Annotated in this window: 22 protein-coding genes; 18 read left to right on the top strand and 4 right to left on the bottom strand. The window is 70.8% G+C overall.

Features of this window, described 5'->3' with window-relative positions; translation table 11 throughout:
- Nucleotides 1-187: 187 nt before the first annotated feature.
- From ACIOJD_RS00270 to ACIOJD_RS00255, 4 genes are all read left to right on the top strand, one after another.
- Nucleotides 188-1,801: a PucR family transcriptional regulator gene (locus ACIOJD_RS00270; protein WP_401907406.1), complete on the top strand. Its 1,614-nt coding sequence runs from the start codon at nucleotides 188-190 to the stop codon at nucleotides 1,799-1,801.
- Nucleotides 1,802-2,265: 464 nt separating this feature from the next.
- Entirely contained in the window at nucleotides 2,266-3,711 is a 1,446-nt protein-coding gene (locus tag ACIOJD_RS00265; protein ID WP_401907405.1) for an aldehyde dehydrogenase family protein, read from the top strand.
- A 322-nt stretch (nucleotides 3,712-4,033) separates the two neighbouring features.
- A complete protein-coding gene (locus ACIOJD_RS00260; protein WP_401907403.1) occupies nucleotides 4,034-6,007 on the top strand; it encodes an acyl-CoA dehydrogenase family protein in 1,974 nt (657 codons plus the stop codon).
- 222 nt (nucleotides 6,008-6,229) lie between these two features.
- A complete protein-coding gene (locus ACIOJD_RS00255; protein WP_401907401.1) occupies nucleotides 6,230-6,952 on the top strand; it encodes a hypothetical protein in 723 nt (240 codons plus the stop codon).
- Here the strand turns inward: ACIOJD_RS00255 and ACIOJD_RS00250 are convergent.
- Entirely contained in the window at nucleotides 6,945-8,171 is a 1,227-nt protein-coding gene (locus tag ACIOJD_RS00250) for a glycoside hydrolase family 64 protein (RefSeq protein ID WP_401907399.1), read from the bottom strand. The genes ACIOJD_RS00255 and ACIOJD_RS00250 overlap by 8 nt on opposite strands.
- Before the next feature lie 199 nt (nucleotides 8,172-8,370).
- Between ACIOJD_RS00250 and ACIOJD_RS00245 the strand changes: the two genes are divergently transcribed.
- From ACIOJD_RS00245 to ACIOJD_RS00215, 7 genes are all read left to right on the top strand, one after another.
- The gene (locus ACIOJD_RS00245) at nucleotides 8,371-9,174 is read left to right on the top strand and encodes a hypothetical protein (protein ID WP_401907397.1); all 804 of its coding nucleotides are present in this window, start codon (nucleotides 8,371-8,373) and stop codon (nucleotides 9,172-9,174) included.
- A 218-nt stretch (nucleotides 9,175-9,392) separates the two neighbouring features.
- Nucleotides 9,393-10,682 (top strand): 1-deoxy-D-xylulose-5-phosphate reductoisomerase, encoded by a 1,290-nt coding sequence (gene dxr / locus ACIOJD_RS00240; RefSeq protein ID WP_401907395.1) that lies wholly within the window; start codon nucleotides 9,393-9,395, stop codon nucleotides 10,680-10,682.
- Nucleotides 10,679-11,980, top strand: coding sequence for a M50 family metallopeptidase (locus ACIOJD_RS00235; protein ID WP_401907393.1), 1,302 nt, complete (start codon nucleotides 10,679-10,681; stop codon nucleotides 11,978-11,980). The genes dxr and ACIOJD_RS00235 overlap by 4 nt, the downstream gene beginning before the upstream one ends.
- A 243-nt stretch (nucleotides 11,981-12,223) precedes the next feature.
- Nucleotides 12,224-13,378, top strand: a complete 1,155-nt coding sequence (gene ispG / locus ACIOJD_RS00230) for a flavodoxin-dependent (E)-4-hydroxy-3-methylbut-2-enyl-diphosphate synthase (protein WP_401890682.1) — start codon at nucleotides 12,224-12,226, stop codon at nucleotides 13,376-13,378.
- A gap of 204 nt (nucleotides 13,379-13,582) precedes the next feature.
- Nucleotides 13,583-14,428 carry a GNAT family N-acetyltransferase gene (locus ACIOJD_RS00225; protein ID WP_401907392.1) on the top strand — a complete coding sequence of 282 codons (846 nt, stop codon included), beginning with the start codon at nucleotides 13,583-13,585 and terminating at the stop codon, nucleotides 14,426-14,428.
- Between the two features lie 15 nt (nucleotides 14,429-14,443).
- Nucleotides 14,444-15,013 carry a GNAT family N-acetyltransferase gene (locus ACIOJD_RS00220; RefSeq protein WP_401907391.1) on the top strand — a complete coding sequence of 190 codons (570 nt, stop codon included), beginning with the start codon at nucleotides 14,444-14,446 and terminating at the stop codon, nucleotides 15,011-15,013.
- Nucleotides 15,014-15,100: 87 nt separating this feature from the next.
- Nucleotides 15,101-16,792 carry a proline--tRNA ligase gene (locus ACIOJD_RS00215; RefSeq protein WP_401907390.1) on the top strand — a complete coding sequence of 564 codons (1,692 nt, stop codon included), beginning with the start codon at nucleotides 15,101-15,103 and terminating at the stop codon, nucleotides 16,790-16,792.
- 87 nt (nucleotides 16,793-16,879) lie between these two features.
- Here ACIOJD_RS00215 and ACIOJD_RS00210 read toward each other — a convergent pair whose 3' ends face one another.
- The 3 genes from ACIOJD_RS00210 to ACIOJD_RS00200 are packed head-to-tail and all read right to left on the bottom strand — an operon-like array spanning nucleotide 16,880 to nucleotide 18,785.
- Complete coding sequence (locus tag ACIOJD_RS00210; protein ID WP_401907389.1) at nucleotides 16,880-17,776, bottom strand: aminoglycoside phosphotransferase family protein; 897 nt, start codon at nucleotides 17,774-17,776, stop codon at nucleotides 16,880-16,882.
- A gap of 32 nt (nucleotides 17,777-17,808) precedes the next feature.
- The gene (locus ACIOJD_RS00205; protein ID WP_401907388.1) at nucleotides 17,809-18,231 is read right to left on the bottom strand and encodes a ferritin-like domain-containing protein; all 423 of its coding nucleotides are present in this window, start codon (nucleotides 18,229-18,231) and stop codon (nucleotides 17,809-17,811) included.
- Complete coding sequence (locus tag ACIOJD_RS00200; RefSeq protein ID WP_401907387.1) at nucleotides 18,228-18,785, bottom strand: hypothetical protein; 558 nt, start codon at nucleotides 18,783-18,785, stop codon at nucleotides 18,228-18,230. Before ACIOJD_RS00200 ends, ACIOJD_RS00205 begins: the two co-directional genes overlap by 4 nt.
- A gap of 121 nt (nucleotides 18,786-18,906) precedes the next feature.
- Between ACIOJD_RS00200 and rimP the strand changes: the two genes are divergently transcribed.
- The 7 genes from rimP to truB all read left to right on the top strand — a co-directional run bounded on the left by rimP (nucleotide 18,907) and on the right by truB (nucleotide 26,013).
- Nucleotides 18,907-19,404 carry a ribosome maturation factor RimP gene (gene rimP, locus ACIOJD_RS00195; protein WP_401907386.1) on the top strand — a complete coding sequence of 166 codons (498 nt, stop codon included), beginning with the start codon at nucleotides 18,907-18,909 and terminating at the stop codon, nucleotides 19,402-19,404.
- 2 nt (nucleotides 19,405-19,406) lie between these two features.
- Entirely contained in the window at nucleotides 19,407-20,468 is a 1,062-nt protein-coding gene (gene nusA, locus ACIOJD_RS00190) for a transcription termination factor NusA (RefSeq protein ID WP_401907384.1), read from the top strand.
- 150 nt (nucleotides 20,469-20,618) lie between these two features.
- Nucleotides 20,619-20,972 (top strand): YlxR family protein, encoded by a 354-nt coding sequence (locus ACIOJD_RS00185; protein WP_401908813.1) that lies wholly within the window; start codon nucleotides 20,619-20,621, stop codon nucleotides 20,970-20,972.
- Between the two features lie 77 nt (nucleotides 20,973-21,049).
- Nucleotides 21,050-24,184 (top strand): translation initiation factor IF-2, encoded by a 3,135-nt coding sequence (gene infB, locus ACIOJD_RS00180; protein WP_401907382.1) that lies wholly within the window; start codon nucleotides 21,050-21,052, stop codon nucleotides 24,182-24,184.
- A gap of 139 nt (nucleotides 24,185-24,323) precedes the next feature.
- Nucleotides 24,324-24,617, top strand: a complete 294-nt coding sequence (locus tag ACIOJD_RS00175; protein WP_401890707.1) for a DUF503 domain-containing protein — start codon at nucleotides 24,324-24,326, stop codon at nucleotides 24,615-24,617.
- A gap of 41 nt (nucleotides 24,618-24,658) precedes the next feature.
- On the top strand, nucleotides 24,659-25,117 hold the full coding sequence (gene rbfA, locus ACIOJD_RS00170; protein ID WP_401907381.1) for a 30S ribosome-binding factor RbfA: 459 nt from the start codon (nucleotides 24,659-24,661) through the stop codon (nucleotides 25,115-25,117).
- The gene (gene truB / locus ACIOJD_RS00165; protein ID WP_401907380.1) at nucleotides 25,114-26,013 is read left to right on the top strand and encodes a tRNA pseudouridine(55) synthase TruB; all 900 of its coding nucleotides are present in this window, start codon (nucleotides 25,114-25,116) and stop codon (nucleotides 26,011-26,013) included. The genes rbfA and truB overlap by 4 nt, the downstream gene beginning before the upstream one ends.
- Nucleotides 26,014-26,155 lie beyond the last annotated feature (142 nt).

Here is a 26,155-nt window from a genome sequence, read left to right as displayed (position 1 = left end):
GGCCGGGAGCCGGACCGCCGCCGGACCATGGGCCGGCGGCGGCTGAGCCGCGCGAGGTCGACACAGGGTACGTTTTTTCGTACAAGCTGGCAGAATTAAGGAATGTCGTTCATACGGAACGGCGTACTTGGTCGAGGTCCTGTCCACGGCCCTGCCCCTCCGCTCCCGAAGGCCCTACGGTTCCACCATGCCGCCCACCCTCGCCTCGCTCATCCAGCATTCGGCGCTCCAACTCACCGTGCGCGCGGGGGAGGACCGGCTCCAGACCCCGGTGCGCTGGGTCCATGCCAGCGAGCTGGTCGACCCCGTGCCGTACATGGAGGGCGGGGAGCTGCTCCTGATCACGGCGACGACGCTGGACGCCGAGGACCCCGAGTCGATGACCCGCTACGTACGGCGGCTGGTGGGCGCCGGCGTCGTCGGTCTCGGCTTCGCCATCGGCGTCCATTACGGCGACATCCCCCAGGCGCTTGTCGAGGCGGCGCGGGAGGCCGGTCTGCCGTTGCTGGGAGTGCCCCGGCGCACCCCCTTCCTGGCGATCAGCAAGGCCGTATCGGCGGCGATCGCGGCCGACCAGTACCGCGCGGTGACCGCCGGGTTCGAAGCCCAGCGGGAACTGACCCGCGCGGCGCTCACGGACGGCCCCGCCGAACTGCTGGCCCGGCTCGCCGCGCACGTGGACGGCTGGGCGGCACTGTACGACGTGTCCGGCGCCGTCGTCGCCGTCGCGCCCGAGTGGGCGGCGCGGCGGGCGGCCCGGCTGACGGCCGACGTGGAGCGGCTTCGGGAACGGACCGCACCGGCGAGCGCGGTCGTCGCGGGCTCGGACGACGAGGGCGACGGGGACTCGCACGACCGGGTGGAACTCCAGTCCCTGGGCACCGGCAGACGAGTACGGGGCGCCCTGGCCGTCGGCACGGAGTCGGCCCTGGGCACGGCCGAACGCTACGCGGTCCACTCGGCGGTCGCGCTGCTGACCCTGACGACCGAACGGTCACGTGCCCTCCAGGCAGCGGAACAACGGCTCGGCGCGGCGGTGCTGCGCATGCTCCTGTCCGGTCAGCCGGACCACGCGCGCGCTGTGGCGGGCGATCTGTACGGCGGTCTGCTGGACGCGCCGTTCCGGCTGCTGATCGCGGAGTCGGCCGAGTCGCCGAGATCCGCACCCGACCCGGCGGCCGGACCTGGGGCCGCGGCCGACCACCCGCTCCACGTGCTCACAGAGGCGCTGGAAGCGGCGGCCGCACGGACGGGAGAAGCGGTGCTGGTGGTCCCCGACGGGGAGGGGCGGCTCACGGTGCTCGCGGCGGACGGCGGGGCGGTGGCCCGCGAGGCCGGTGGCTACGCGGCGCTGGAGGCGGAGGAGATCGGAGCGGTCATCGGACTCTCCGCGCCGACCGGCCCGATCGCCACGGTGAGCGCGTACAAACAGGCCGAACAGGCACTCTCGGTGGCGCGGCGGCGCGGCCGGGCACTGGTCGAGCACGAGGAACTGGCGACGGGCTCGATCCTCCCGCTCCTCGCGGACGACGCGGTACGCGCCTTCGCGAACGCCATGCTCCGCGCGCTGCACGAACACGACGCGAAGGGCCGGGGCGACCTGGTCGCCTCCCTGCGGGCATGGCTGTCCCGGCACGGCCAGTGGGACGCGGCGGCGGCAGACCTGGGAGTCCACCGCCACACACTGCGCTACCGCATGCGCAGGGTGGAGGAGATCCTGGGCCGCTCGCTGGACGACCCGGACGTACGGATGGAACTGTGGCTGGCCCTGAAAACGACGACACCGCCACCAATGGGGTAGGCGGGGTGGGGGTGCGTTGTCGGCGGGGGCCGGTGGATCGGGTGCGGGTTGTTGCCGGTGGCCGCTCCGGGGTCATGTCCTGCACTGCACGATGTACGGCGCGTGCGGGCCGGTTGTCGGGTGGCGCGTCGTCGTGCGCCACACATCGCACTTTACGTTCCGGACACGACCCCTGCGCGCCCCCTTTGCCGTCCCCACGGGCCACCCCACCGGGCGGCAGGAGGCCCCGGCCCCGCACCGCCCACACACCGCACCGGCCACACACCGCACCGCCCCCGCACCCGGACGGCGACACCGCACCCCGGACCCCCCGCCGGACCGCGACACCTCACCCCGTACGACAAACCGGCGCACGCCACCGTCCTGACCACTCCACCCCGGACAAACAGCCCCCGCCCCCACCCGCCTACCGTGGGACCAGACCCCCAGACACCCCCATCTGCACGGAAGGGCCCGGACTCGTCATGACTTCCACCCACGCTTTCTGGCTCGCCGGCCGCCAGGCCACCGGCGAGGACACCTTCGACGTCACCTCCCCCTGGGACGGCCGGCTCGTCGGCACCGTCTCCGTGCCGACCGACGACCAGGTCGAAGAGGCCGTCGCGGCCGCGCACGCCGTGGTCGACGAGTTCGCCGCGACGCCCGCGCACGTACGGGCCGCCGCCCTCGACCACGTCTCGCGCAGGCTCGTCGAGCGCACCGAGGAGATCGCGCGGCTGATCTCGGCCGAGAACGGCAAGCCGCTCAAGTGGGCCCGCGGCGAGGTCGGCCGCGCCGTCTCCGTGTTCCGTTTCGCCGCCGAGGAGGCCCGCCGTTTCAACGGTGGCGAGGCCCAGCGTCTCGACACCGATGCCGGTGGCACCGGCCGGCTCGCCCTGACCCGCCGCTTCCCCCGTGGCGTCGTCCTCGGTATCGCGCCGTTCAACTTCCCGCTGAACCTCTGCGCTCACAAGATCGCCCCCGCCATCGCGGTGGGTGCCCCGATCATCCTCAAGCCCGCCCCGGCGACCCCGCTCTCCGGCCTCGTCATCGGGGAGCTGCTGGCCGAGACCGAGCTGCCGGCCGGCGCCTGGTCCGTTCTGCCCGTGTCGAACGACCGCATGCCCGCGCTCGTACAGGACCAGCGGCTGCCGGTGATCTCCTTCACCGGCTCCGACAAGGTCGGCTACGCGATCATGGACTCCGTCCCGCGCAAGCACTGCACCCTCGAACTCGGCGGCAACGGCGCGGCCGTCGTCCTCGCGGACTACGCGAGCGAGAAGGACCTGGACTGGGCGGCGACCCGGATCGCCACCTTCTCGAACTACCAGGGTGGCCAGTCCTGCATCTCCGTGCAGCGCGTGATCGCGGACGCCTCGGTGTACGAACGCCTCGTCCCCAAGATCGTCGCCGCCGTCGAGGCCCAGGCCACCGGCGACCCCGCCGATGAAGCCACCGACGTGGGCCCGCTCGTCAACGAGGACGCCGCCAGGCGCGTCGAGTCGTGGGTGGACGAGGCGGTGCGGGGCGGCGCCCAGCTGCTCACGGGCGGCAAGCGGGAGGGCGCGACCTACGCGCCCACCGTGCTCGCCGAGGTTCCCGCCGAGGTCACCATCGCCCGCGAGGAGGTCTTCGGCCCGGTCCTCACGGTCCGCAGGGCCGAGGGCGAGACCGAGGCGTTCGACGCCGTCAACGACTCCAAGTACGGCCTCCAGGCGGGCGTGTTCACGCACGACCTGAAGGCGGCCTTCCGCGCCCACCGCGCCCTGGAGGTCGGTGGCGTGATCGTCGGCGACGTCCCCTCGTACCGCGCCGACCAGATGCCGTACGGCGGAGTCAAGCAGTCCGGCGTCGGCCGTGAGGGCGTGCGCTTCGCGATGGACGACTACACCTACGAGCGCGTCCTGGTGTTCACGGGCATCGACCTGTAGGCACGCGCCCTGCTGGACGAGCGGGCGACGAAGCGGGTACGGACGAAGCAGGCATGGACGAAGCACGAGGGCCGGAGCCCGCCGCCACGCGGACTCCGGCCCTCGCTCATGCGGCGAACCCGACCGCCTGTCCGTACCCGTACGGACAGGCGGCCCCTACTGGAACAGACCCCGCTGTCCCTACCGGTACAGACCCGCCGTCCGTACCGGAACAGACCGCCCTACGACTGGTGCGGGCGGCAGGAATCGGGTAGATACGGACGAGTAGCACCAGCCGGTAAAACCACCGCTGGTCCCGACTCCGCGGCGAGGTGAGTTCCTCATGTCCGCCCCATCCGTACCTTCCGAAGCATCCGTACCGCAGGAACCGCACGGCACGCCCAAAGTCACCGAGCGCGAAGCGCGCCAGGTCGCCGAGGCCGCCCGGGAGCAGGGCTGGCGCAAGCCGAGCTTCGCCAAGGAGATGTTCCTCGGCCGCTTCCGGCTCGACCTCATCCATCCGCACCCGCTGCCCGCGGCCGACGACGTCAGGCGTGGCGAGGAGTTCCTGGCCCAGCTGCGTGTCTTCTGCGAGACGAGGATCGACGGCGCGCTGATCGAGCGCGAGGCCCGGATCCCCGACGAGGTGATCAACGGCCTCAAGGAACTGGGCGCGCTCGGTATGAAGATCGACACCAAGTACGGCGGGCTCGGTCTCACCCAGGTGTACTACAACAAAGCCCTGGCTCTTGTCGGCTCGGCCAATCCCGCCATCGGCGCGCTGCTCTCCGCCCATCAGTCGATCGGCGTACCCCAGCCGCTCAAGATTTTCGGCACCCAGGAGCAGAAGGACACGTTTCTGCCGCGCCTGGCCCGTACCGACATCTCCGCGTTCCTGCTCACCGAACCGGACGTGGGGTCCGACCCCGCCAGGCTGGCCACGACCGCCGTGCCGGACGGCGACGCGTATGTCCTCGACGGCGTGAAGCTGTGGACGACCAACGGCGTCGTCGCCGACCTGTTGGTGGTGATGGCCCGCGTCCCGAAGTCGGAGGGGAGCAAGGGCGGCATCACGGCGTTCGTCGTCGAGGCCGATTCCCCGGGCATCACGGTGGAGAACCGCAACGCGTTCATGGGCCTGCGCGGTCTGGAGAACGGCGTGACCCGTTTCCACCAGGTCCGCGTCCCGGCCGCGAACCGCATCGGGCCGGAGGGCGCGGGCCTCAAGATCGCCCTCACCACCCTCAACACCGGCCGCCTCTCCCTGCCCGCCATGTGCGTGGGCTCGGGCAAGTGGTGTCTGAAGATCGCCCGCGAATGGTCGTCGGCGCGCGAGCAGTGGGGCAAGCCCGTCGCCCACCACGAGGCCGTGGGCGCGAAGCTCTCCTTCATCGCCGCCACCACGTTCGCGCTGGAGGCGGTGGTCGACCTGTCCTCCCAGATGGCCGACGAGGACCGCAACGACATCCGCATCGAAGCGGCCCTGGCCAAGCTGTACGGCTCGGAGATGGGCTGGCTGATGGCCGACGAACTGGTCCAGATCCGCGGCGGCCGCGGCTTCGAGACCGCGGATTCCCTGGCGGCCCGCGGCGAACGAGCCGTACCCGCCGAGCAGATGCTGCGTGACATGCGCATCAACCGCATCTTCGAGGGCTCGACCGAGATCATGCATCTGCTGATCGCGCGCGAGGCGGTCGACGCGCACCTCGCGGTGGCCGGAGACATCATCGATCCGGACAAGTCCTTCTCGGACAAGGCGAAGGCGGGTGCGCAGGCAGGGAAGTTCTACGCGCGCTGGCTGCCGAAGCTGGTCGCGGGTCCGGGCCAACTGCCGCGTTCCTACGGCGAGTTCCATCACCCGGGCCACCCCGACCTGTCACCGCACCTGCGGTATGTCGAACGGAACGCGCGCAAGCTCGCCCGCTCGACCTTCTACGCGATGTCGCGCTGGCAGGGCCGGATGGAGACCAAACAGGGCTTCCTGGGCCGGATCGTGGACATCGGCGCTGAGCTGTTCGCGATGAGCGCGGCCTGCGTACGGGCCGAACTGCTGCGTACGACCGGGGAGCACGGCCGTGAGGCGTACCAACTGGCCGATGTCTTCTGCCGGCAGGCCCGTATCCGGGTCGAGGAGCTCTTCGGCCGGCTGTGGTCCAACACGGACGACCTGGACCACAAGGTGGTGAAGGGCGTTCTGGCCGGCGCGTACGAGTGGCTGGAGGAGGGAGTCGTCGACCCGAGCGGCGAGGGCGCCTGGATCGCGGACGCGACACCGGGGCCGTCCGCGAGGGAGAACGTGCACCGCCCGGTCCGGTGAGTCGCCGGACCGGCGGATGACGGCCGGGCCACGTCCGTACGGTGGACGTGGCCCGGCCGTCCCGCGTGCGACGGGGCCCACAGGGGGCGGACGTTCGTTCCTGCCGCATCCCCTGGTCCGGACGTCGTCCGGCCGTGATCCAGCCGCCGTCCGGACGTCGTCCGGCCACGGCCAGGAGACGGGCTAAAGTGCGACGGTCGTACGTACAGGGGAGAGATCATCATGGCGACGCCGCCTCCGCCGGGCCCGTACCCGCCTCACGCGAGCAGCCCTCGGTTCTCGGGCTTTCCACCGGGGCAGCCGCAGTACCAACAGCCCCCGCAAGGACAGCATCCGGCCGCCTTCGTCTGTGACGTGTGCGGCGCACAGCCCGCCGCGCGGGCGACGGTGCGCGGCCACCAGGGCATGATCATCGTGATGCGCTTCCTCAAGCGCGGCGGTTCCTTCTGCCGCACCTGCGGACTCGCCACCTACCGACAGATGACCTCGGACACGCTGCTGGCCGGCTGGTGGGGGATCTTCTCGTTCTTCATCACCCCCGTCGTCGTGCTGTCCAATGTCATGGGGGCGCGCTCCCGGTTCCGTGAACTGCCGCCTCCGTACGGAGGGTGGCGCCCGCCGCTCGATCCCGGGAAGCGACTGCTGTTCAGACTGCCGACCCTGCTGATCCTGACGCCGATCGCGCTGGTGCTGCTCGCCTTTCCCACCCTCCTGGTGATCGGCCTGCTGGCCGGGGACGACGAGCCCGTCCGGGTCTCGGTCGGCGACTGCGTGGAGGGCAGCCCGGAGGTGCCCGGCCAGGACATCGAAGCGGTGGGCTGCGACTCCGGCCGGGCCCAATACCGTGTCTCCGACGGGGATTCGTGCGGGCCCACCGACTATCTGCTGTCGGTGGACCACTGGGCCGAAGGTCAGTCCGGGCTGTGTCTCAGCCCCGTCAGCTGAACGGATCGAGCGTGATGAACGCCTGCTGCGGGTTGCCGTCGTGCACCAGCGACTCGTAGTTGCCGACATCGTCGAAGGCGAAGGCGTACGCCTTGCCGTCGGCCATCTGCTCGTGGATCTTCCGGGCGTACTGGTTGGTGACGGCGTCCTGGTAGAAGCTCGCCGCACTGGTGTCGGGCTGGTTGGGGTTCACCAGCAGCGTGGAACGGTTGTACCCGGCGCACAGGGTGCGCGAGATCGGCCCGCGCACCAGGTCGTTGGGCGCGTCCAGCAGCTTGTAGCAGCCGAAGACACTGTCGGCGTCGGGCTTCTGGAACGAGGTGACCACCGCGCCCGCGCTGTTGGTGAAGTTCATGACGTTGCCGGAGACCCGGCCGAAGTACTTGGTGTTCGGCTGGTCCCCGAACGGTGTCACCGTCAGCGTGGAGCTCGCGTACTTGCTCCACACGCGGTTGATGTAGTCGTTCATGACACCGGCCGGCAGGGCGCCGGACGCGATGCCGTGACCCGGCGCGAGAGCCCGCAGGATCGTGCCGTCGGAGCGGGTCTGGATCAGATTGCCCCAGCCGCCCGACTGACCCCTGAGAGAGTTGAAGAAGCCGTTGTAGCCGCCCGGCTTGAGGTGGCCGGTGGTCTTGGTGCTGCCGTTGGCGAGCTTGACGCCGACGGCGTACGGAGCCGAGAACATGTCGACCTGGGTGCTGTTGATCCACAGCCCGGCGTCGTTGAGCGTGTACTCGGTCCAGTTGAAGAGGATGTCGCGGTTCGGGTCGCTCGGGTTCTGCACGGCGGGCTGGACGAGACCGCCGGTGGTGAGCTTGAAGACGAGCTTCTGCCCGTACGAGAAATAGACCCGGCCGGAGAACTTCGGCATCCTGACCGTGACCGACTGCCCGTTGGCGGGCCCGGCGATCGACGCGTCGGGCGCGGGGGTCGGCGGATTGCCTCCGGCGGGCCAGGGGTGGAACGTGCCGTTCGCGTCGGCCCATCCCTGCCGGCCGGTCGAGAGCTGGGTCCCGATGTTGTAGATGTACACCGGGTCGGTGCGGCCGGACGAGTTCGAGATGGTCAGCGGAATGGTGTCGGGAACCGCGGCTCGGGCGGGGGCCGGAGCACCGTCACCGGCGGGTGCGGCGGCCGCGGGGACGGCAGCCGTGAACCCGGTTGCGAAGATCACCGCGGCGGCCAGGGGCGCCAGTAACTTTCTTATGGCGGGCACGCTTTCCTCCTGAACGTGGGGGGTTCTGAGAGCGCTCTCAGAATCGGGCCGGGAGGGGGGTGTGTCAATGAGTCGGCAGGGGCGGGTGCGGCAAAGTGCTCTCGCCACGCGGCGGTCGTGACCTCACGTGTCCCCGTGCCGCACAATCAGGCGTCGGGCGCGATCGGCTCGGCGCGGCCAACTCGGCACGGGGGCAAGGATGTTCGGAACCGGACAGAAGAACCGGCGGTGGCGGGTCGCCCTGGCGGCGGTGAGCGGTGCCGTGCTGGTCGGGACGGCCGGGTGCGGCAGCGGCGACGACGGCGAGAGCGGCCGGGACGGCCAGGACGGCAGGAGCGGCGCCACGCCGTCCGCCTCGGCGACCGCCGCACCCTCCGCCTCGGCGACCGCCGCACCCTCTGCCACCGGGCCCGCACCGCTCTCCAAGGCGCGGCTCACCGCCGTCTCCTTCGCCGACGGCGAGCGGATCGGCACATACACCGCCTCCGACTACGTCCTCGGCGCGCCCCTCGGCGAGGACTACACCGCCGAGCCCGCCGTCTGCCGGCCGCTCGTGAGCCTCGCCGAGGGAGCCACCACGTTCGACCCCGCCGCCGAGGTCCACCGCAAGGTCGACGTCGAGGACGAGATGCTCGGGATCACCGTCGCCGTGCAGCTGCGGTCGTACGCCGCCCAGGGTGCGACCGGTGTCATGAAGGCCCTGCGTACGGCGGGCCGGGACTGCGCGGCCGGATTCGTCGAGGAGCGGGCGATGGCGCGCGCGAAGTACCTCGAGGTGGAACCCGCCCAGGCACCGGACGTGGGGGACGAGGCCACGGCGTACCGCTTCACGATCCTCGACGTGAAGGGAAAGCTGAAGCTGTACGAGTATCTGACCGTCGTACGGTCCGGCTCCACCACGCTCTCCTTCCGGGCCGAGATCACCGGCACCAAGGACGTCGGGGGAGTGCCCGACGAGATCGTCCGGGCCCAGTGGCGGAAGTTCCGAGCGGGCACGGCGTGAACGGAGGAAGCGGCGGGACCGGCCTCCCATGACCGGCCCCCAGGACGGGCCCCCCCCCATGACCGGCCCGTACGACAGCCCCGAGACCCGGGCGGTCGCCGTTCGACCCTCGTGAGCCCCCGCACGGGGGCGCACAAACCCCCGCACAGGGACGCGCACAGTCGCACCCGCAGGGGCGCGCTGTCCTGCGCGCTCGCGGATGGGGCAAGAATGGGGGCATGAGCGACAGCCCAGCCCCTCTCGCCGATCCGCATATCGCCTTCGATCCCATCGACGGCCGCCGGGACATCGTCGTCCTCGGTTCCACCGGGTCCATCGGCACGCAGGCCATCGACCTGGCCCTGCGCAACCCCGACCGCTTCCGTGTCACCGCCCTCTCCGCCGCCGGCGGCCGCGTGGCGCTCCTCGCCGAGCAGGCGCGGCGGCTACGGGTCCGTACCGTCGCGGTCGCACGCGAGGACGCCGTGCCCGCGCTCCGGGAGGCGCTGCGGGAGCGGTACGGGACGGGTGAACCGCTCCCCGAGATCCTCGCCGGTCCCGACGCCGCCACCGAACTCGCCGCCTCCGACTGCCACACCGTGCTCAACGGCATCACCGGTTCCATCGGCCTCGCCCCCACGCTCGCCGCCCTCACCGCGGGCCGGACGCTCGCACTCGCCAACAAGGAGTCGCTGATCGTCGGCGGCCCGCTGGTCAAGGCCGTGGCCAAGCCCGGTCAGATCATCCCCGTCGACTCCGAACACGCGGCGCTCTTCCAGGCGTTGGCCTCCGGCACCCGCGCCGATGTGCGCAAGCTGGTCGTGACCGCCTCCGGCGGCCCGTTCCGGGGCCGTACGAAGGCCGAACTGGCCGGTGTCACCCCGCGCGACGCCCTCGCGCACCCCACCTGGGCCATGGGCCCGGTGATCACGATCAACTCCGCGACCCTCGTCAACAAGGGGCTGGAAGTGATCGAGGCGCATCTGCTGTACGACATTCCCTTCGAACGCATTGAGGTAGTCGTACACCCTCAGTCGTATGTCCACTCGATGGTGGAATTCAGCGACGGTTCGACACTGGCCCAGGCGACCCCGCCCGACATGCGCGGGCCGATCGCCATCGGTCTCGGCTGGCCGCAGCGGGTGCCGGACGCGGCCCCCGCATTCGACTGGACCAAGGCCTCGGCCTGGGAATTCTTCCCGCTCGACGAGGAGGCGTTCCCGTCCGTGGGCCTCGCCCGGCACGTCGGAGCGCTCGGCGGTACGGCTCCCGCGGTGTTCAATGCCGCGAACGAGGAGTGCGTGGACGCGTTCCTGGCGGGCCGGCTGCCGTTCAACGGCATCATGGATACGGTCACCGAGGTCGTCGCGGAACACGACGCGGTGCTCGGCGCACCGGACGGTCGCCCTCGTACGGGAACCTCGCTCACCGTGGCGGACGTCCTCGAAGCGGAGACCTGGGCCCGCGCGCGGGCCCGCGAAACGGCAGAGAAATTCGGCGAAGAACAGCCAGCGGAGGCTCGCGCATGACGATTCTGTTGACAGTCCTCGGCATCCTTGTGTTTGCCGTCGGGCTGCTCTTCTCCATCGCGTGGCACGAACTGGGCCATCTCTCCACGGCCAAGCTCTTCGGTATCCGCGTGCCCCAGTACATGGTCGGTTTCGGGCCGACCATCTGGTCGCGGAAGAAGGGCGATACGGAGTACGGGCTCAAGGCCATCCCGCTCGGCGGCTATATCCGCATGATCGGGATGTTCCCGCCGGGACCCGACGGACGGATCGAGGCGCGGTCCACCTCGCCGTGGCGCGGAATGATAGAGGACGCGCGCTCCGCCGCCTTCGAGGAGCTGGAACCGGGCGACGAGGACCGGCTCTTCTACACGCGCAAGCCGTGGAAGCGCGTGATCGTGATGTTCGCGGGTCCGTTCATGAATCTGGTCCTCGCCGCGGTGATCTTCATCGGTGTGGCGATGAGCTTCGGCTTCCAGACCCAGACCACCCAGGTCGCCGGTGTACAGAAGTGCGTGATCTCGCAGAGCGAGAAGCGTGAGAAGTGCGAGAAGGGCGACCCCGTCTCGCCGGCCCAGGCCGCCGGACTCAAGGCGGGCGACAAGATCGTCGCCTTCAACGGCAAGCGCGTCGAGGACTGGAGCACGCTTTCCGGCCTCATCCGCGAGACGATCGGCCCCGCCACTCTCACTGTCGACCGGGACGGCACGCAGAAGGTCCTGCACGCCGAACTCGCCAAGAACATGGTGGCGCAGAAGGACTCCAAGGGAGAGGTCGTCCCGGACAAGTACGTCCCCGCCGGCTACCTCGGCTTCGCCGCCTCCACGGAAATCGTCCCGCTGTCCTTCCCCCAGTCCGTGGACCGGATGGGCACCATGATCGGGGACGGCGTCGAGTCGATCATCGCCCTCCCGTCCAAGATCCCCGACCTCTGGAGCGCGGCCATAGGGGACGGTCCGCGCAAGGACGACTCGCCGGTCGGCGTGGTCGGCGCGGCCCGCATCGGCGGCGAGGTGATGACGCTGGACATCCCGGCGCAGAACCAGATCGCGATGATGCTGTTCCTGCTCGCGGGCTTCAACCTCTCCCTGTTCCTCTTCAACATGCTGCCGCTGCTGCCCCTTGACGGCGGGCATGTCGCGGGCGCGCTGTGGGAGTCCCTGCGACGGTCGCTGGCACGTCTCTTCAAGCGGCCCGACCCGGGCCCCTTCGATGTGGCGAAGCTGATGCCGGTCGCGTATGTCGTGGCGGGGATCTTCATCTGCTTCACCCTGCTCGTCCTGGTCGCCGACGTGTTCAACCCCGTCAAGATCAGCTGATTCCGCGGGCTCTCCCGATTCCGTAAATCCGGTTGATTCTGTTGATTGTGCTGATTCTGTCGGTTCGGGGGATTCGGCTGATTCGGCCTGTTTGATGCGGCCGGACACGACAGGTGTCCGGCCGCTGACTTTTCGGAGGACTTGAGATGGAGATGTGCTCGGTCCGCGCGTCGTGGCGTAATCTCGGGTGCTGAAGCCCGCCGATCTCGGGACCTTGATCCATACCTTGGGGTTGCACAGCAGATGACTGCGATTTCTCTCGGAATGCCCTCCGTTCCGACGAAGCTCGCCGACCGGCGGGTCAGCCGGCAGATCCAGGTCGGCACCGTGGCGGTCGGCGGGGACGCGCCGGTGTCGGTGCAGTCGATGACCACGACGCGTACGTCGGACATCGGCGCGACACTCCAGCAGATCGCGGAACTGACCGCGTCGGGCTGCCAGATCGTACGGGTCGCGTGCCCGACGCAGGACGACGCGGACGCGCTGGCGACCATCGCGCGCAAGTCGCAGATCCCGGTGATCGCGGATATCCACTTCCAGCCGAAGTACGTGTTCGCGGCGATCGACGCGGGCTGCGCGGCGGTGCGGGTGAACCCGGGCAACATCAAGCAGTTCGACGACAAGGTGAAGGAGATCGCCAAGGCGGCTCTGGCGACCGGCACCCCCATCCGGATCGGGGTGAACGCGGGGTCGCTGGACGCGCGGCTGCTGGCGAAGTACGGCAAGGCCACCCCCGAGGCGCTCGTGGAGTCGGCGCTGTGGGAGGCGTCGCTGTTCGAGGAGCACGGCTTCCGGGACATCAAGATCTCGGTGAAGCACAACGACCCGGTGGTCATGGTCAACGCGTACCGCCAGCTGGCGGCGCAGAGCGACTACCCGCTGCACCTCGGCGTCACCGAGGCCGGTCCGGCGTTCCAGGGCACCATCAAGTCCGCGGTCGCCTTCGGCGCGCTGCTCAGCGAAGGCATCGGCGACACGATCCGGGTCTCGCTGTCCGCCCCGCCGGTCGAGGAGGTCAAGGTCGGCCTCCAGATCCTGGAGTCGCTGAACCTGAAGCCGCGTCGGCTGGAGATCGTCTCCTGCCCGTCCTGCGGCCGCGCCCAGGTGGACGTCTACAAGCTGGCCGACGAGGTGACGGCGGGCCTCGAGGGCATGGAGGTCCCGCTGCGGGTCGCCGTCATGGGCTGTGTCGTGAACGGACCGGGCGAGGCCCGCGAGGCCGACCTCGGCGTGGCCTCCGGCAACGGCAAGGGGCAGATCTTCGTGAAGGGCGAGGTCATCAAGACCGTCCCGGAGTCGAAGATCGTCGAGACGCTCATCGACGAGGCCATGAAGATCGCCGAGCAGATGGAGAAGGACGGCATCGCCTCGGGCGAGCCCCAGGTCTCCATCAGCTGACTCGGCGGCGTGCTCTGCCGAGACCTTCCGCTCTCCCCGGTCCTCACCGAGCTCTCCAGGAGTTCGCGGGGCCGCGTATCCGTGAACGGGTCCCCCGGCCGGCGCCCCTGGCGCCGGCCGGGGGACCCGCTGCTGTGTGCGGCACACCGCGGAACTGACAGGTACAGTGCGGAGAATCAGCAGACCGTATGGTGAGGCACCCTCGTGTTGACGCAGACCACCACTCGGGTCCTCGAACCCAGCGAACTCGGCGCCGCGCTCGCCGTCCTGGAGAGCGAGCCCGTCGCCAATGCCTTCGTGGCAGCCCGTGTTCAGGTCGCCGGGCTCGACCCCTGGCGCCTCGGCGGCGAGATGTGGGGCTGGTACGCGGACGGGCGGCTGCGCTCGCTCTGCTACTCCGGCGCCAACCTGGTCCCCATCTGCGCCACCCCCGAGGCCGTGCGCGCCTTCGCCGACCGTGCCCGCAGGACCGGCCGCCGCTGCTCCTCGATCGTCGGCCCCGCCGAGCCCACGGCGCAGCTGTGGCGACTGCTGGAACCGAGCTGGGGCCCCGCCCGTGAGGTCCGCGCCAACCAGCCGCTGATGGTCACCGAACAACGCCCCGCCACCGTCGCCCCCGACCCCTTCGTCCGCCGGGTCCGCAAGGACGAACTCGACGTGATCATGCCGGCCTGCGTGGCGATGTTCACCGAGGAGGTCGGCGTCTCGCCGCTCGCGGGCGACGGCGGGCTGCTCTACCAGGCGCGCGTGGCCGAACTGGTCGGCGCGGGACGGTCGTTCGCCCGGATCGAGAACGGCCGGGTGCTGTTCAAGGCCGAGATCGGCGCGGCCACCCCGCAGGCCTGCCAGATCCAGGGCGTCTGGGTCGATCCCGGACACCGCGGCCGGGGCCTGTCCGAAGCGGGCATGGCGGCGGTCGTACGGTACGCGCTCGCCGAAGTCGCGCCCGTGGTGAGCCTGTACGTGAACGACTACAACACCCCGGCGAGGGCCGCGTACCGCCGGGTCGGCTTCCGTGAAGTGGGCGCTTTCATGAGCGTGCTCTTCTGAAAGTAGGGTTCGGCCATGCTGAGCATCCCCGGAGACAACTCCCGGACCCCCGACGTACAGGTAGGGCCGCTCGATCTCCCCGCACGCGTCGACGAGGCACTCGCCGTGCAGGCCCTCGCCTTCGGGCTCAGCGACGACGAGATGGAGGTGCGCCGCCACATCGTGCTCCGGCACGGGATGCAGGCGGGCTGCCGCGCGCTCGGCGCCACCACCGAGGAGGGACGGCTCGTCGCCTTCGTGTACGGCATGCCGAACAACCGTTCCCACTGGTGGTCCACCATCGTCGAGCCGTATCTGCGCGGCACCGGCACCGACGACTGGCTCGACGGATCCTTTGTGATCACCGAACTGCACGTCCACCCGGCGTACCAGGCACGCGGCATCGGCCGCACCCTGATCACCGAGATCACGGACGCCGTCCGACTGCCGAGGTCGATCCTGTCCGCGATCGACACCGAGAGCCCGGCCCGGCGGCTGTACCGCAGCCTCGGGTACGAGGACCTCGCCCGCCAGGTCCAGTTCCCGAGCGCGCCCAAGCCGTACGCCGTGATGGGCGCCCCGCTGCCGCTGCGCCGGGCCCGCTGAGCCGTGGACGGCGTTACTGATTTCCGCCTGCCCGTACACCCCGGCTAACCTCCAGGCATCAGCCGAGAGAACGCAGGAGTGCTCCCCATGTCCCAGGTCCAGCGCATGTCCCGTTTGATGGTCAAGACATTGCGCGAGAGCCCGGCGGACGCCGAGACCCTCAGCCACCAGCTGCTCGTCCGCGCGGGCTATGTCCGCCGTACGTCCGCCGGCATCTGGAGCTGGCTCCCGCTGGGCAAGAAGGTGCTCGACAACATCTCGCGCGTCGTCCGCGAGGAGATGGACGCCATCGGCGGACAGGAAGTACTGCTGCCCGCGCTGCTGCCCCGGGAGCCGTACGAGGCCAGCGGCCGCTGGGAGGAGTACGGCGACCTGCTGTTCCGCCTCAAGGACCGCAAGGGCGCCGACTACCTGCTGGGCCCGACGCACGAGGAGATCTTCACCCAGGTCGTCAAGGACCAGTGCACGTCCTACAAGGACCTGCCGGTGATGCTCTACCAGATCCAGACGAAGTACCGCGACGAGGCCAGGCCGCGCTCCGGCGTGCTGCGCGGCCGCGAGTTCCAGATGAAGGACTCGTACTCCTTCGACACCACGGACGAGGGCCTGGCGGAGTCGTACGCGCTGCACCGTGGCGCGTACCAGAAGATCTTCGCCCGCCTCGGCCTCGACTTCCGGATCGTCTCCGCGGTCTCCGGCGCGATGGGCGGTTCGGCGTCGGAGGAGTTCCTGGCACCGGCCGCGGCGGGCGAGGACACCTTCGTGGACTGCCCGAACTGTGACTACGCCGCCAACACGGAGGCGGTCACCTTCGCCGCCCCTGCGGCCGACACCGCCGAGCACGGCCCCGTCGAGGAGCTGGACACCCCCGACACCCCGACCATCGAGACGCTCGCCGCGCACCTCGGGGTGCCGGCCTCCGCGACCCTGAAGAACCTGCTCGTCAAGGTCGACGGCGAGATCACGGCGGTCGGCGTCCCGGGCGACCGCGAGGTGGACCTCGGCAAGCTCGGCGAGCACCTCGCGCCCGCGGTGGTGGAGCTGGTGACGGCCGAGGACTTCGAGGAGCGCCCCGATCTCGTACGGGGTTACGTCGGCCCGCAGGGCCTCAAGATCCGCTACATCGCCGACCCGCGCGTGGCGGCAGGCACGGCCTGGGTCACCGGCGCAAACAAGCCCGACACCCACGCGCGCAACGTGGTGTGCGGACGGGACTTCGAGGTCGACGACTACCTGGACGTGGTCGTCGTCGAAGAGGGCGACCCGTGCCCCGCGTGCGGCGCCGGCCTCAAGCTCGACCGCGCCATCGAGATCGGCCACATCTTCCAGCTCGGCCGCAAGTACGCCGACACCTTCCAGCTGGACGTCCTGGGCCAGCAGGGCAAGCCGGTCCGCGTGACCATGGGCTCGTACGGCATCGGCGTCTCGCGCGCCGTGGCGGCGCTCGCCGAGCAGACCGCCGACGACCAGGGGCTGTGCTGGCCCCAGGAGATCGCCCCGGCCGACGTCCATGTCGTCGCCGCGGGCAAGGCGCTCCAGACCGAACTGGCGCTGGACGTCTCCGAGCAGCTCTCGGCGGCCGGTCTGCGGGTGCTGGTGGACGAGCGCGCCGGGGTCTCCCCGGGTGTGAAGTTCACCGACGCCGAGCTGATCGGCGTCCCGCACATCCTGGTGGCCGGCCGCCGTTCCGCCGAGGGGGTCGTGGAGCTGAAGGACCGCCGTACGGGGGAGCGCGAGGAGCTGACGGTCGCGGAGGCGATCGCGCGCCTGACGGCCTGACGGTCTGCTCTTGGCGGCCGTGGTCGACGATGCGGGCCCCGCGCACGGTGGCGCGGGGCCCGCGTTTGTCGCACGGCAGTGGCAGCCCTACAGCCAGCTCGCGAACTCCAGCAGCAACTCCGCGCTCTGGCGGCGGCCCGCCGCCCAGGCGCGGGCGCCGGACTCCACCGCGCGGAAGAGGGTCCAGCCGTGCAGGCGTTCGCGGTCCAGGTCCAGTGAGTCGGCCAGCTTGTTGACGCGGCGGCGGGCCGACGAGGCGCCCGAGTCGGCGGCCACCAGGTCTTCCACCCGGTCGCGGACCAGCCGGGCCAGGTCATAGGCGCGCTCGCCGACCAGTGGCTCCGGGCCGACCGCCAGCCAGGGCGCACGGTCGCCCGCGAGCACCTTGCCCTGCCGGAAGGCCCCGTGCAGGAGCAGCGACTCGGAGGACGACGCGCAGAGTTCGTCGCGCGCGGCGAGCGCGGCGTAGACGAGGGGCGCGAGACTCTCGTCGGCGGCCGCCGCACGCAAGGCCCCGGCCTGTCGGGCGGTTCGTTCGGTCACCGTCTCGAAGCCGTGGCCCACCGGCGGGTCGACCCACAGCCGGCGTGCCGTACCCGCCGCTTCGAGCAGGGCCTTCGCCTCGGGCAGGGAACGCAACGACATCTCGGGGTGCAGGCGTTCCAGCAGCATCGCGTCGTCGCCGTTGTCGAGGACCTCCGCCGCGCCCCAGCCCTTCCAGTGGGCCAGTGCCGCCCGCTCCGGGCCGGGCGCCGCGAAGGGCGGGGCGATCTTGAGTGTGGCGGGGGAGCCGTCGGGCCGCCGTACGAGCACCACCAGACTGCTCCGGCCGCCTGGCACGACCACCCGCTCGACCTCCAGCCGCCGCCGGGCGACCGCCTGCTCGGCGTGGGCGGGCAGCTTCCCGAGCCACTCAGCGGCGGCGGTGTCCCCGTACTTCTCGCCGAGCGTGCGCACCAGACGCTGCGGCGGTTCGAAAGCCATACGTGCGTGGTTCCCTTTCCCGGCTCATGAGCTCACCCGCGCTCCGCGAGCCCAGGAAAGGCTACGCCGGTCCCGCGCCAGCGCACCGCGCGTACCGCCGCCTCGCGCAGCGCGCCCGCCGCCTCCCGTCGCAGGGGACCTTCCGAGGCCCGTACGAGATCCGAGTAGACGGCGGCGACGCGGTCCTCCAGATCGGCGGCGAGGCGCACGGCGGCGGTGGAGTCCGGTACCGCGAACGGCAGGCCGTACGCGGCCTTCGCCGCGGCCGGCTTCCCGCCCAGGTCGCGCACGGTCCGTACCAGCGCGTCGCGCCGGGCGCGGTGCGCGTCGTACGCGGTGGAGGCCTCACCACGGCGGGCGGCGCCGATCCGGCCGCCGACGACTCCGTACCCGTACACGGCGGCATGCTCAGCGGCGAGCGCCGCCTGTGCGGCGTCCAGCGCACCGGTGCTCACGAGCGGGGTCCTTCCGTCAGCAGGTAGGCGTGGGCGGCGCTCGCCGCCGCGACGGAGGCCAGCAGCCGGGCCAGTTCCGGTGGGGCCTCCATGAGGGCGGCGGTGTGCGCGTCGGCGGTACGGCGCTCCGCGGCCGACAGCGCCTTGAGCGCCTGGGCCGGGTCGGCGGCGACGGCCGACGAGCCGGGGGCCGCGGCCGTGACGGAGGCGGACGGCGCGGCGGAGGCCGGGCTCGTGGACTTACGTGTCCCGGGATCCAGCGCCGCCACCTGCCGCGCCACGGCCGCCCGCAGCGGGGCGAGCCGGGTCTTCTGCCCGGGGTGCCGCTCCAGCACCGCGTCGTACTGAACCAGTAACTTCCGGCTGGTCCCCGCCGAACGGATCCGCAGCTCCTTCTCCGCCCGAGCCGCGGCCTGCGAGCCCGGCCCGTCGCCGGAGTCCGGGGAACAGGCGGTCAACAGACCGGCGGCCGTGGCACTCGCGACCGTGAGCACGCGCCTGCGTGTCGTCCCCGTGCGGCCCACGTGTCTCTCCTCGGGCTTAGAGATGATCATCGCAGGCGAGCGTACCCGCGGGTCACCCGTGGGTGGGCGGCAACACCCCTTCGGACCGGATACCCTTTGATCTGACGCACGACGATCCCACAACAGCACACGCGGCCGAGGAGTCACCCGGATGAGCACCACCGAGAGCGAAAGGCTGCGCGGACTGCTGGAACCGCTCGTCAGCGCGAAGGACCTGGATCTGGAAGAGGTCGAGGTGTCCCGGGCAGGCAGGCGTCGCGTGCTGCGAGTCGTGGTGGATTCCGACGAGGGCGTAGACCTCGACGCGTGTGCCGAGCTGAGCCGCACCGTCTCCGAGAAGCTCGACGAGACGGACGCGATGGGCGAGGACGAATACCAGCTCGAAGTGACCTCTCCGGGGGCGGAGCGCCCGCTGACCGAGCGCCGCCACTATCTGCGCGCCGTCGGCCGGCTGGCCCGGTTCCAACTGCACGAGGGCGACGAGCTGGTGGCCCGCATCCTCACCGTGGACGACGAAGGCCTCGATCTCGAAGTGCCGGGCGTGAAGGGGCGCAAGCCCACCGCCCGCCGGGTCGAGTTCGCGCAGATCGCCAAGGCGCGCGTGGAGATCGAGTTCAACCGCAAGGACAAGAAGGAAGAGGAGGCGTAGCCGTGGACATCGATGTGAAGCTCCTGAAGGGCTTGGCACAAGAGAAGGAGATTCCCTTCGATCTGCTGGTCGAAGCGATCGAATCGGCACTCCTCATCGCCTACCACCGCACGGACGGCAGCCACCGGCGCGCCCGTGTCGTACTGAGCCGGGACACCGGTCATGTCACGGTCTGGGCCAAGGAGGACCCGGCCGATCTGGAGGAGGGCCAGGAGCCCAAGGAGTTCGACGACACCCCGTCGGACTTCGGCCGGATCGCCGCGACCACGGCCCGTCAGGTCATCCAGCAGCGCCTGCGGGACGCCGAGAACGACGTGACCTTCGGCGAGTACGCGCGCCGTGAGGGCGATGTCGTCGCCGGCCTGGTCCAGCAGGGCAAGGACCCCAAGAACGTGCTGGTCAAGCTGGACGACAAGCTGGAGGCCATCCTCCCGGTCCAGGAGCAGGTGCCGGGCGAGGAGTACACCCACGGTCTGCGGCTGCGTACGTACGTGGTGCGGGTGGCCAAGGGCGTGCGCGGTCCTTCGGTGACCCTGTCCCGTACCCACCCGAACCTGGTGAAGAAGCTCTTCGCGCTGGAGGTCCCGGAGATCGCGGACGGTTCCGTCGAGATCTCCGCGATCGCCCGCGAGGCCGGCCACCGTACCAAGATCGCCGTACGGTCGACACGGTCGGGCCTCAACGCCAAGGGCGCGTGCATCGGCCCGATGGGCGGCCGTGTGCGCAATGTCATGGCCGAGCTGCTCGGCGAGAAGATCGACATCGTGGACTGGTCGGACGACCCGGCCGAGATGGTGGCGAACGCGCTGTCGCCCGCCCGGGTCAGCAAGGTCGAGGTCGTGGACCTGGGCACCCGCTCCGCGCGGGTGACCGTGCCGGACTACCAGCTGTCGCTGGCGATCGGCAAGGAAGGGCAGAACGCCCGGCTCGCCGCCCGCCTCACCGGCTGGCGCATCGACATCCGCCCGGACACGGAGCAGACGGACGACGACGACCGCGGCGGCCGGGACGACCGGGACCGCGACGGCGGAGACCGTGCGCGCGGGGACCGCGACCGCGGCTGACACACGGCGACAACGCCGGGAATGACCGACGGCGGGGATCTCGTTCGCATCGCGGCGAGGTTCCTGTCGCACGCTGACGTGATCTTTTGATACAGCGTGTGTTCGAGCCTTGCCCCAGGGGAGTGAGGTCGGTGCGGGGAGGTAGACTTGATTGCGTCTGGCCGGACAAGTGACCGCGTCTGCCCTGAGCGAACCTGCGTGGGCTGTCGGGAACGAGCGGCCAAGAACGATCTGCTGCGCATCGTGGTGATCGAAGAACAGTGTGTTCCCGATCAACGCGGTACGCTGCCCGGCCGGGGTGCGTATCTGCACCCCGCCTTGAACTGTCTCGATCTGGCGGTCCGCCGCCGGGCGTTCCCCCGGGCCTTCCGGGTTCAGGGACCGCTCGACAGCGCGGAACTGCGCCGGTATCTCGAGCAGGCGGCACAGCAAGAAGAAGTACGGCACGGAACCCCGTGCGGTTCAGGTACCTCGCGAGTTGGAAGTAGGTCGAGATTGCGATGAGCACTCGATGAGTACGCGATGAGTACGCCCATGAAGTAGCGACGGTCCGGCGGTAACCCGGACCTAAAAGGAGCGAAGTGGCTAAGGTCCGGGTATACGAACTCGCCAAGGAGTTCGGCGTCGAGAGCAAGGTCGTCATGGCCAAGCTCCAAGAACTCGGTGAATTCGTCCGTTCGGCGTCCTCGACGATCGAGGCGCCGGTCGTGCGCAAGTTGACTGACGCTTTGCAGGGACCCGCCGGTAACGCCGGCAAGTCCGCTGCCAAGCCCGGGGCGCCCCGCAAGGCGACCCCCGCGAAGCCCGCCGCGCCCTCCCCGGCGCAGGTGGCACGTCCCGCTGCCCCCAAGCCCGGTGTCCCGGCTCCCAAGCCGGCCCCCGCCGAGGCCCCCAAGAGCAGCCCCTCCGCAGGTGCGCCGACCCCCGGCCCGCGTCCGGCCCCGGCCGCCCCGCGGCCTGCCGCGGCCCCGCCGAAGCCGGCGCCCGCCGCTCCGGCCGCCCCGGAGTTCACCGCGCCCCCGTCGGCTCCGGCCGCCCCGCGGCCCGGTGCGACCCCCGGCCCGCGTCCCTCCGCCCGTCCGGGTGGCCAGGGAGACCAGCGCCAGGGCGGCGGTCAGAACGACCAGCGCCAGGGTGGCGGACAGGGTGACCAGCGTCAGGGCGGCCGCTCCGGCGGTGCGCGCCCCGGCCAGGCCCCGCGTCCCGGTGGTGCCCGCCCCGCGGGCCCGCGTCCGGGCAACAACCCCTTCACCTCAGGTGGCTCCACCGGCATGGCGCGCCCGCAGGCGCCCCGTCCCGGCGGCGCCCCGCGTCCCGGCGGTGCCGGTGCCCCCGGTGGCCCGCGTCCGCAGGGCTCCGGCCAGGGCGGTCCCCGTCCGCAGGGCGGCGCCGGTGCGCAGTCCGGCCGTCCCACCCCGGGTGGCATGCCGCGTCCGCAGGCTCCGCGCCCCGCGGGTCCCGGCGCCGGTGCCGGTCCCGGTGGCAACCGCCCGAACCCGGGCATGATGCCGCAGCGTCCCGCGGCCGGTCCGCGTCCCGGCGGTGGCCCCGGCGGTGGCCGTGGTCCCGGTGGCGGCGGTCGTCCCGGTGGCGGCGGTGGCGGCGGCGGTCGTCCCGGTGGCGGCGGCGGTTTCGCCGGTCGTCCCGGTGGCGGCGGTGGCGGCGGTTTCGCCGGTCGTCCCGGTGGTGGCGGCGGTGCTCCGGGTCGTCCCGGTGGCGGCGGCTTCGGCGGCGGCGGTGGCCGTCCCGGCTTCGGCGGACGTCCGGGTGGTCCCGGCGGCCGTGGTGGCACACAGGGCGCGTTCGGCCGTCCCGGCGGGCCCGCCCGTCGTGGCCGCAAGTCGAAGCGGCAGAGGCGCCAGGAGTACGAGGCCATGCAGGCCCCGTCGGTCGGCGGCGTGATGCTGCCTCGCGGCAACGGACAGAGCGTCCGCCTGTCGCGCGGTGCGTCCCTCACCGACTTCGCCGAGAAGATCAGCGCCAACCCGGCGTCGCTCGTCGCCGTGATGATGAACCTCGGCGAGATGGTCACCGCCACCCAGTCCGTCTCCGACGAGACCCTTCAGGTCCTCGCCACCGAGATGAACTACGTGCTGGAGATCGTCAGCCCCGAGGAGGAGGACCGCGAGCTGCTCGAGTCCTTCGACATCGAGTTCGGCGAGGACGAGGGCGGCGAGGAACTCCTCGTGTCCCGTCCGCCGGTCGTGACCGTCATGGGTCACGTCGACCACGGTAAGACCAGGCTGCTGGACGCGATCCGCAAGACGAACGTCATCGCGGGCGAGGCCGGCGGGATCACGCAGCACATCGGTGCGTACCAGGTCGCCACGGACGTCAACGGTGAAGAGCGCAAGATCACCTTCATCGACACCCCGGGTCACGAGGCGTTCACCGCCATGCGTGCCCGTGGTGCCAAGTCCACCGACATCGCGATCCTGGTGGTCGCGGCCAACGACGGTGTGATGCCCCAGACGATCGAGGCGCTGAACCACGCCAAGGCGGCCGACGTGCCGATCGTGGTCGCGGTCAACAAGATCGACGTCGAGGGCGCGGACCCGACCAAGGTGCGCGGTCAGCTCACCGAGTTCGGTCTGGTGGCCGAGGAGTACGGCGGCGACACGATGTTCGTCGACATCTCCGCCAAGCAGGGCGAGAACATCGACAGCCTGCTGGAGGCCGTGGTCCTCACCGCGGACGCCTCGCTCGACCTGCGGGCCAACCCGGAACAGGACGCGCAGGGTATCGCCATCGAGGCGCACCTCGACCGCGGTCGAGGCGCCGTCGCCACCGTGCTCGTCCAGCGCGGCACGCTGCGCGTCGGTGACACGATGGTCGCCGGTGACGCGTACGGCCGTGTCCGGGCGATGCTCGACGACAACGGCAACAACGTCGAGGAAGCCTCCCCGGCGACGCCCGTCCTGGTCCTGGGGCTCACCAATGTCCCCGGTGCCGGTGACAACTTCCTGGTGGTCGACGAGGACCGTACGGCCCGGCAGATCGCCGAGAAGCGTGCCGCTCGTGAGCGGAACGCGGCCTTCGCCCGCAGGGGCGTCCGGTTCTCCCTGGAGAATCTGGACGAGGCCCTCAAGGCCGGTCTGGTGCAGGAACTCAACCTCATCATCAAGGGCGACGCGTCCGGTTCGGTGGAGGCTCTCGAGTCCTCGCTGCTCCAGCTCGACGTCGGCGAAGAGGTCGACATCCGCGTCCTGCACCGCGGTGTGGGTGCGGTCACCGAGTCGGACATCGACCTGGCGATGGGCTCCGACGCCATCGTGATCGGCTTCAACGTGCGCGCCGCCGGGCGTGCCGCGCAGATGGCCGACCGCGAAGGTGTGGACGTCCGCTACTACTCGGTCATCTACCAGGCGATCGAAGAGATCGAGTCCGCCCTCAAGGGCATGCTCAAGCCGGAGTACGAAGAGGTCGAGCTCGGTACGGCGGAGATCCGCGAGATCTTCCGCTCGTCCAAGCTGGGCAACATCGCGGGTGTTCTCATCCGCTCCGGCGAGGTCAAGCGGAACACCAAGGCCCGGCTCGTCCGCGACGGCAAGGTCATCGCGGAGGACCTCAACATCCAGGGTCTGCGCCGCTTCAAGGACGACGTCACCGAGATCCGCGAAGGCTTCGAGGGCGGTATCAACCTCGGAAACTTCAACGACATCAAGATCGACGACGTCATCGCGACGTACGAGATGCGCGAGAAGCCGCGCGGCTGACGCGTGACAAGCGGTCCGGGGCCGGTCGACGGGAACATATTCCGTCGATCGGCCCCGGTCGCTGCGTGTACGGTTCTTCTCGCCCCTGCCAAGCGCTGGCAGGCGTCTGAACCCGTACCGGCGGGACATCCGGATCCGCATGTATGTGGGGACTCTGTCCTTCGATCTGCTCCTCGGCGACGTACGGTCGTTGAAGGAGAAACGCTCCGTCGTCCGGCCGATCGTCGCCGAGCTTCAGCGTAAATTCGCGGTGAGCGCGGCGGAGACCGGCGACCAGGACCTCCATCGCAGGGCCGAGATCGGCCTGGCGGTGGTCTCCGGTGACTGGGGCCATCTGACGGACGTGCTGGACCGGTGCGAACGCCTGGTCGCCGGCCGGCCCGAGGTCGAGCTGCTGTCGGTGAGACGGCGGCTGCACGGCGACGAAGACTGACCTGTAAGACAAGAAAACCCAGAAGGAAGAGTGACGGACCGGTGACCGACAACGCGCGGGCCCGCAAGCTGGCCGATCGCATCCAGGTCGTGGTCGCGGAGACCCTGGACCGGCGTATCAAGGACCCGCGACTGGGCTTCGTGACCATCACGGACGCCCGCGTCACCGGCGACCTGCGGGAGGCCACGGTCTTCTACACGGTCTACGGCGACGACGAGGAGCGCGCGGCCTCCGCGGCGGCTCTGGAGAGCGCCAAGGGCGTCCTGCGCTCCGAGGTGGGCCGCCAGACCGGCGTCCGCTTCACGCCGACGCTGGCATTCGTCCCCGACGCCCTGCCGGACAACGCCCGTACCATCGAGGACCTCCTCGACAAGGCGCGTGCCAAGGACGCGGAGGTACGGGAGGTGTCGACCGGCAAGACCTACGCGGCCGGGGCCGACCCGTACCGCAAGGACGACGAGGACGACGAGGACGACGAGGACGGCGCCGCCGCGGAATGACTCAGCAGAACAAGACGCCCGACGGGCTTGTCATCGTGGACAAGCCGTCGGGCTTCACTTCGCACGACGTAGTCGCCAAGATGCGCGGAATCGCCAAGACCCGGCGGGTCGGCCATGCCGGCACGCTGGACCCCATGGCGACGGGCGTCCTCGTTCTCGGTGTGGAGCGGGCCACGAAACTCCTCGGGCACCTCGCGCTGACCGAGAAGGAGTACCTCGGCACGATCCGGCTGGGGCAGGACACCGTCACCGACGACGCCGAGGGTGAGATCACCTCCAGCACCGACGCCTCCGCGGTGAAGCGAGAGGCCGTCGACGCCGGGATCGCCGCCCTGACCGGTGCGATCATGCAGGTGCCGTCGAAGGTCAGCGCCATCAAGATCGACGGCAAGCGGTCGTACGCACGCGTGCGCGGCGGCGAGGAGTTCGAGATCCCGGCCCGGCCGGTGACCGTCTCGTCCTTCCGGCTGTACGACGTCCGCGAGGCCGTGGCCGAGGACGGCACCCCCGTTCTCGACCTGGTCGTCTCCGTCGTCTGCTCCTCCGGCACGTACATCCGCGCACTCGCCCGTGACCTCGGCGCCGGCCTCGGCGTCGGCGGCCACCTCACCGCGCTGCGCAGGACCCGGGTGGGTCCGTACGCGCTCGACGCGGCACGGACGCTCGACCAGCTCCAGCAGGAGCTGACCGTCATGCCGGTCGCCGCTGCGGCCGCCGCCGCCTTCGCGCGCTGGGACGTGGACGAACGCCGCGGCAAGCTGCTGCTCAACGGCGTACGGCTGGACATGCCGGCGTACGCGACCGGGCCGGTCGCCGCGTTCGGCCCCGACGGGCGCTTCCTGGCGCTGGTCGAGGAACAGCACGGCAAGGCCAAGAGCCTCGCGGTCTTCGGCTGAGACATGGAGCGGGCCGGAGGACCGGCCCGCTCCACGTTTCCCTCCATCAGAGGGACGCAGGGGCGCGTTCGTCAGACGATCCCCCTCGGACCGAGACGCCGGACCCCGGTGGCCGATGCGAAGCCGGAGCGCCGGGCATGGC

Source organism: Streptomyces sp. NPDC088116 (assembly GCF_044741745.1).
Taxonomy (GTDB): Bacteria; Actinomycetota; Actinomycetes; order Streptomycetales; family Streptomycetaceae; genus Streptomyces.
Note: the sequence above shows the minus strand (reverse complement) of the source record. Positions and strands in the feature narration are given on the sequence as shown.